The 5414-nt window shown below is 60.2% G+C and carries 3 protein-coding genes; 2 read left to right on the forward strand and 1 reads right to left on the reverse strand.

Features of this window, described 5'->3' with window-relative positions:
• Window positions 1-297 (forward strand): GNAT family N-acetyltransferase (locus tag WB528_RS24030; protein WP_423891392.1); only part of this gene is annotated, 297 nt, incomplete at its 5' end.
• A gap of 559 nt (window positions 298-856) precedes the next feature.
• Here the strand turns inward: WB528_RS24030 and WB528_RS24035 are convergent.
• Entirely contained in the window at window positions 857-3154 is a 2298-nt protein-coding gene (locus tag WB528_RS24035) for a heavy metal translocating P-type ATPase (RefSeq protein WP_423891395.1), read from the reverse strand.
• Window positions 3155-4182: 1028 nt separating this feature from the next.
• On the opposite strand from WB528_RS24035, the gene WB528_RS24040 reads away from it, so the two are divergent.
• The coding region (locus WB528_RS24040; protein WP_423891397.1) for a TolC family protein at window positions 4183-5414 on the forward strand (1232 nt) is incomplete at its 3' end.

Here is a 5414-nt window from a genome sequence, read left to right on the forward strand (position 1 = left end):
CTCTACGCGATGCTTCGCAATGCGGACCTCATTGTGACCGCTCGCGATAGCGGTCGCCTTGTCGGCGTGGCGAGAGCAGTGACCGACTTCTCCTACTGCTGCTACCTGTCCGATTTGGCGGTCGACGCGGCCTACCAACGTCAAGGCATCGGGAAGCGCCTCATCGACGAGACCCATCGAGCGGCAGGCGAAAACACAACGCTCATCCTCGTTGCTGCACCAGCGGCCGAAACCTACTACCCCAGAATTGGAATGAAGAACCTGGCGAGTTGCTGGGCTATTCCTCGCAAGCGATGAATATCATCCTCTACAGCGCGGTCATCGGCTGACGCTTACCGCCAACCTGGAGCGTGATCGGATAACGTCAAGCTCTATGGGCGGGAGTGCGTTAATGTTTAGTCCGCCGTCAGGCGAGCCCGCAAAGGGATCCCTGCAGGCGCTGACGCTAATTTTGACGCCGAGCGGATAGCGTGACTCGTGGCTATCGGCGCGGAAAAATGCACCAATTGATATCGATAGTCAGCGAAATCGAGCCGATTTGGAATCGGCAAAATTTTGCTTTGAAATCAAGAGCGCAAGTTTCTGACGGATCGGGCGGACGGTGTTCTGTCGCACGCAGAAAAAATTTGCGCTTCTAGATCAAATATTATCGATCGCTAAGCCAGCGACCGTAGTCAAACTCGATGTGCGCATCTGCGCGGAAATGTAGCGCGTGCGGCAACGGGCTTATATGAACGGAGGCTTGTCAAGCCACCGATTGCCCCACCGAAGCTATGGCTCATCTCTGCGTCTTTTGCCGATCTGTGATGTCCGCCGTTGGCAATTGCGGACTGATGCAGTGCGAAAAGATTATTTCCTACGTTCCGATCGCTTGCTCATAAATGTCTTCCTCCTGGGCGTTATGGATACGCACGAGCGCCTCAATTGCTTCAATGACGCGCTGAGCATCTCGGATCAGATAATGGTCCGTATCATGGACGGTGAGTCCATTGGCGAGCCGGCGCAGGAGCCGTGCCATGTGTATAATCTCGCGGTGCGCTCGGCTCATTGCGCCTAGCCCGTGACCATCCCCCAAAAATTTAGCGACTTGCGGATACACGGCCCTTTCATCCTCGCGCTCATGCTCGACGATTTGCCGCGAGACGATATCGTCAGCCTCCGAAATCAGTATCATCGCCCCCGTTCCCTCAGCGGCATCAAGCCCGTCTGCAATTTCTCTCAGCCGATCGAGCGTCGGTTCCATTCGCTTATGATCCTGGCGCAACGTCGTCGCTGCCGCCGCTGGCATTTTGTGACGACCGAACTTATGGCCAGAAGTCAACGCGCGCAACGCATTGAGGATCACCGCAACATCGATGACCTCCTGCGTCAACGCGCCCGCGATCGGCGGCAACAGGCCGATGGCGGCAAAGCCCATTGCCAGCCCGGAAAGGGCCATTCCGGAAAGTATGCTCTGCAGCGCTATGCTGCGGGTGCGCCGCGCGATGGTAACGGCATCAGCGACGCGATCGAGGCGGTCGACCAGTATGACGACATCGGCTGCTTCCGACGAAGCGCTTGCGCCTCGGGCACCCATGGCGATGCCAACGTTGGCCGCCGCCAATGCCGGCGCATCATTGATACCGTCACCGACCATGACGGTAGGGTTTTGTCGCTGTTCGGTGGCGACGGCGTCGACCTTATCGGCGGGCTCCCTTTCGGCAAGGACGGCATCAAGATCAAGAGCGGCGCCGATCGTTTCTGCGGCATCTGCTCGATCGCCCGTCACCATGACGATCCGCGCTACGCCGGCTGTTCGCAGTGTCTGCACGGCGTGCGGCGTCTCGCGTCGCAGCTCGTCGGCGAGCAATACCGCACCGATGGTGCGTCCATCGACCGCGACGAACACGCTCAGTGCCGAGCGCCATGCCGCACGTCTGAGCGCCCGCGCCGCCCAGGTTTCAGGCTTACGAGCGCCATGGACCATTTGATACGAGCCCACGCGAACAGTCTGTCCGTCGATCACCCCTTCCAAACCGGAGCCCATGGTCTCCCGTACCTCAGATGGAATAGTGAGCTTCAGCCCTTTCGCCATGGCGGCTTCGACGATCGCCGCAGCGACGACGTGTTGTGAGGCCTGTTCCAGGGAGCCCGCAATCCGCAGAACTTCGTCGGCGCTTTGGCCCGGGGTGACTTCGATCGCAACGAGACGCGCGCCACCGACGGTCAGCGTGCCGGTCTTGTCGAACATCACCGTGTGGGTGCGCGCGAGCGCTTCGAGCGGCCCACTGCCCTTGACGAGGATTCCGCATTTTGCAGCTCGCGCAATCCCGGCAATGAAGGCGACCGGCGCGGCCAAAATAAGTGGGCATGGCGTCGCTGCGACCAACACGGCCAGTCCGCGGACAGGATCGCCGGAGAAGAACCATGCTCCGCCGGCAACCGCAAGCGTGATTGGCAACAGCAGCAGCGCATAGCGGTCTGCCATGCGGATGAAAGGCGACTTTGCCGTCTGTGCAGCACTGACCATGCGAACGATGCCTGCATAGGTACTTTCGTTTGCGGCCGCGGATGCGCGAATTTCGAATGTCTCTCCCGCGTTGACGGAACCACTTCGCGCGAGTTCGCCGGCCTGACGAGAAACCGGGATCGGCTCCCCGGTCAGTGCCGCCTCATCGATCGTCGCCAGCTGGCTGGTAATGAGCCCGTCAACAGAAATGACTTCGCCAGCGCGAACCACGATGTCATCCCCAACTGCGACCTGCTCGATCGGGATGTCCTCGATGGTCGATGCGATACGACGATGGGCTATCCTCGGTGCCCGATCAATTAACGACCTGAGGTCACGCTCGGCCCGTGCGACAGCAATGTCCTCAAGCAGATTGCCGCCTGCGTACATGATGGCGACGACGATGCCGGCCAAATTCTGACCGAGCACGAGCGCGCCCGACATCGACACGAAGGCAACTGAGTCCACACCCATGCGACCCGCCAGAAAGTCGCGGACCATAGAAATCAGCAGACCGATAACCACCGGCAAGGTGCCGCCGGCCCAACACCAGTTCGCTATATCCCTCAGCCCGTTCGCCCAGGCCGCAGCTCCCAAAACGAGTCCGGAAAGAGCAATGGCAATGAGCGCCCGTCGAAACATCCTTTCAGTCAGCGGCCCCGACATTCAAATCGTCCTCGGAGGATCGAACGAGATCGTCTGCAGGCTGAGTGGGGTCACACCTTCCCGTTCGGAAACTTGTTTAGCGCTAACCCAAGTACGCTGATTTGACCGAAATCAATGCTGGCTATCCGGCGGAAGTGCAAATTGAAACTGTATTGCAAGCGGGCGCTGATGATAGCAAGTGAGCAAGGCTCCGAGGGTACCATGCTTGCTTGCTAACTGAGTGGTGGCGATCAGGGCTGGATACGGTATTTCTTGGAACGGGCTCAGTGGGGGCAGCGACGCCGATCTGGGGCCACGCCCGAGTGTTATCGCTTCCATTCCGAGCACCTGGAGAGTTGCCTGACTCGTAAAAGCGCTTGGCGGAACTCGGACTGGCCATTATTCTGCGTCTGAGAGTTACGACTCGGGCGCGAAAGTTGTTTGCAAAACTAGGAAAGATGGAGCGGATTTGGGCAGGGCGGCTGATTGCCTTGCTTTATCTGTTTTGTGTCCTTGCGCCTAGCGCTGCGCTTGCATTCGGCTCCGGCCCGCTTCCGTGTCTTGACGAGGTGCACGTCACCGTAGTGCACGACGCAGCAATGACCGATACCCATAGGCACATCCTTGATGCAAGTCATACCGTATCACTGCATCAACACGGCGCTCTGGCGAATGCCCCCGGTCACGAGCAGCACCATCGGCACAGAACGGCTGTGCCCGGACCGTGCTGCGCACTGATGTGCGCTTCGGCGATGCCGGCGGAGTTGCCGTCGCTGGTCATGCCCCCTTCGCCTGTCTCGACCTGCGCTGGCGAAGTGTACAGGAGCCTGCACGGCGAGGCGCCTGCTCGGCTTTACCGTCCTCCCATCGCCTGATCCTGACTCGAGAAGCTGGCGCCACGCAGAATTTCTGCACGCGCCTGTCATTCGTCGGCAGCCCGGGAAAGACCCATGTTAGTGCGAGCTTTGAGGTTCGCCGCCGTCGCGACGGCGCGCCGAACCTGTTCAAGACGCAGGATTCGATATCTGGCAGCTGCAACGGCTACTGCCATTGCGCGCCAAACTGTGCGGCCTGTAGCGTTGATTGTCTCGCTCGGCCTGGCCGGGTGCGCTTCGTTTTCTCCGGACGGCGGAATGACCGCCGTTTCCGACATTGCCGGACAGGCTATCGGCAAAGATGTTACGTTCATACGGTCGAAAGACGACGAAGGGCGGGCTTTGGGGACCGCCAGGCGGCTGTTATTGCGAACGCTCACGGTTGATGCAGCCGTTCAGATTGCGTTGCTCAATAACAAGGGCCTGCAAGCCGCCTACAACGAATTGGCGCTGGCGGAGGCCGATCTCGTTCAGCAGAGCCTTCCGCCCAATCCGACCTTCTCGATTTCGAGCATTTCGGGCGACGCAGCTAGCGAAGTCGAACGAAGGGTCGTCGGCAACATCCTGGCGCTCGCGACCTTGCCTTTCCGCTCCGATATCGCACGCGACCGTTTCAGAGAGGCCCAGCTTCGCGCAGCTCTTGCGACGTTGCGGCTCGCGGCAGATGTGCAGCGTGCCTACTACAGGACGGTTGCGGCTAACGAGCTAGTGGGCTTGCTGACGGATGCGACATCGACGGCGGAAGCCGCAGCAAGGCTTGCCAAAAAGCTTAACGAGACCGGCTCGATCAACAAGCTGGACAACGCGCGCGAGCAGGTGTTCTACGCGGAGACGACGACCGATCTCGCTGCAGCCAGGCAGGAGGCGGAAAGTTCGCGGGAGCGGCTCTCTCGTTTGTTGGGTCTTTCGGACGGCGATCTCGCCCTCAAGCTGCCGGGCAAGCTGCCGCAGCTGCCGAGAAAACCCAAGACGCTGCCCGGCATCGAGGTCGACGCCGTTCGGCATCGGCTCGACCTTCAGATCGCACGCATGGAGCTCGATGCCCTGGCGAAATCCCTCGACCTGACCGGGGCGACCCGGTTCGTCACGATGCTCGATGTGGCAGGGATATCCCGAACAACCAAGGAGCCGGAGACGCCTCAGTTCAGCGAGCGCGGCTTCGACATCCAGTTCCAGATCCCCATTTTCGACGGCGGAGAAGTGCATGTCAGGCAGGCGGCCGAGACCTATAACCGGGCGTTCAACCGGTTGGCCGAAAAGGCGGTCAATGTGCGTTCGGAGGCGCGCGACGCTTACCGTGTCTACCGCTCCAGCTACGACATCGCCAGCCGCTATGAGCGCGACGTGCTGCCACAACGCCAAACCATCATGGAGGAGATGCGACTGCAATTGTCGAGCATGCAGGT

This window comes from Bradyrhizobium sp. (assembly GCF_049586575.1).
Lineage (GTDB): Bacteria > Pseudomonadota > Alphaproteobacteria > Rhizobiales > Xanthobacteraceae > Bradyrhizobium.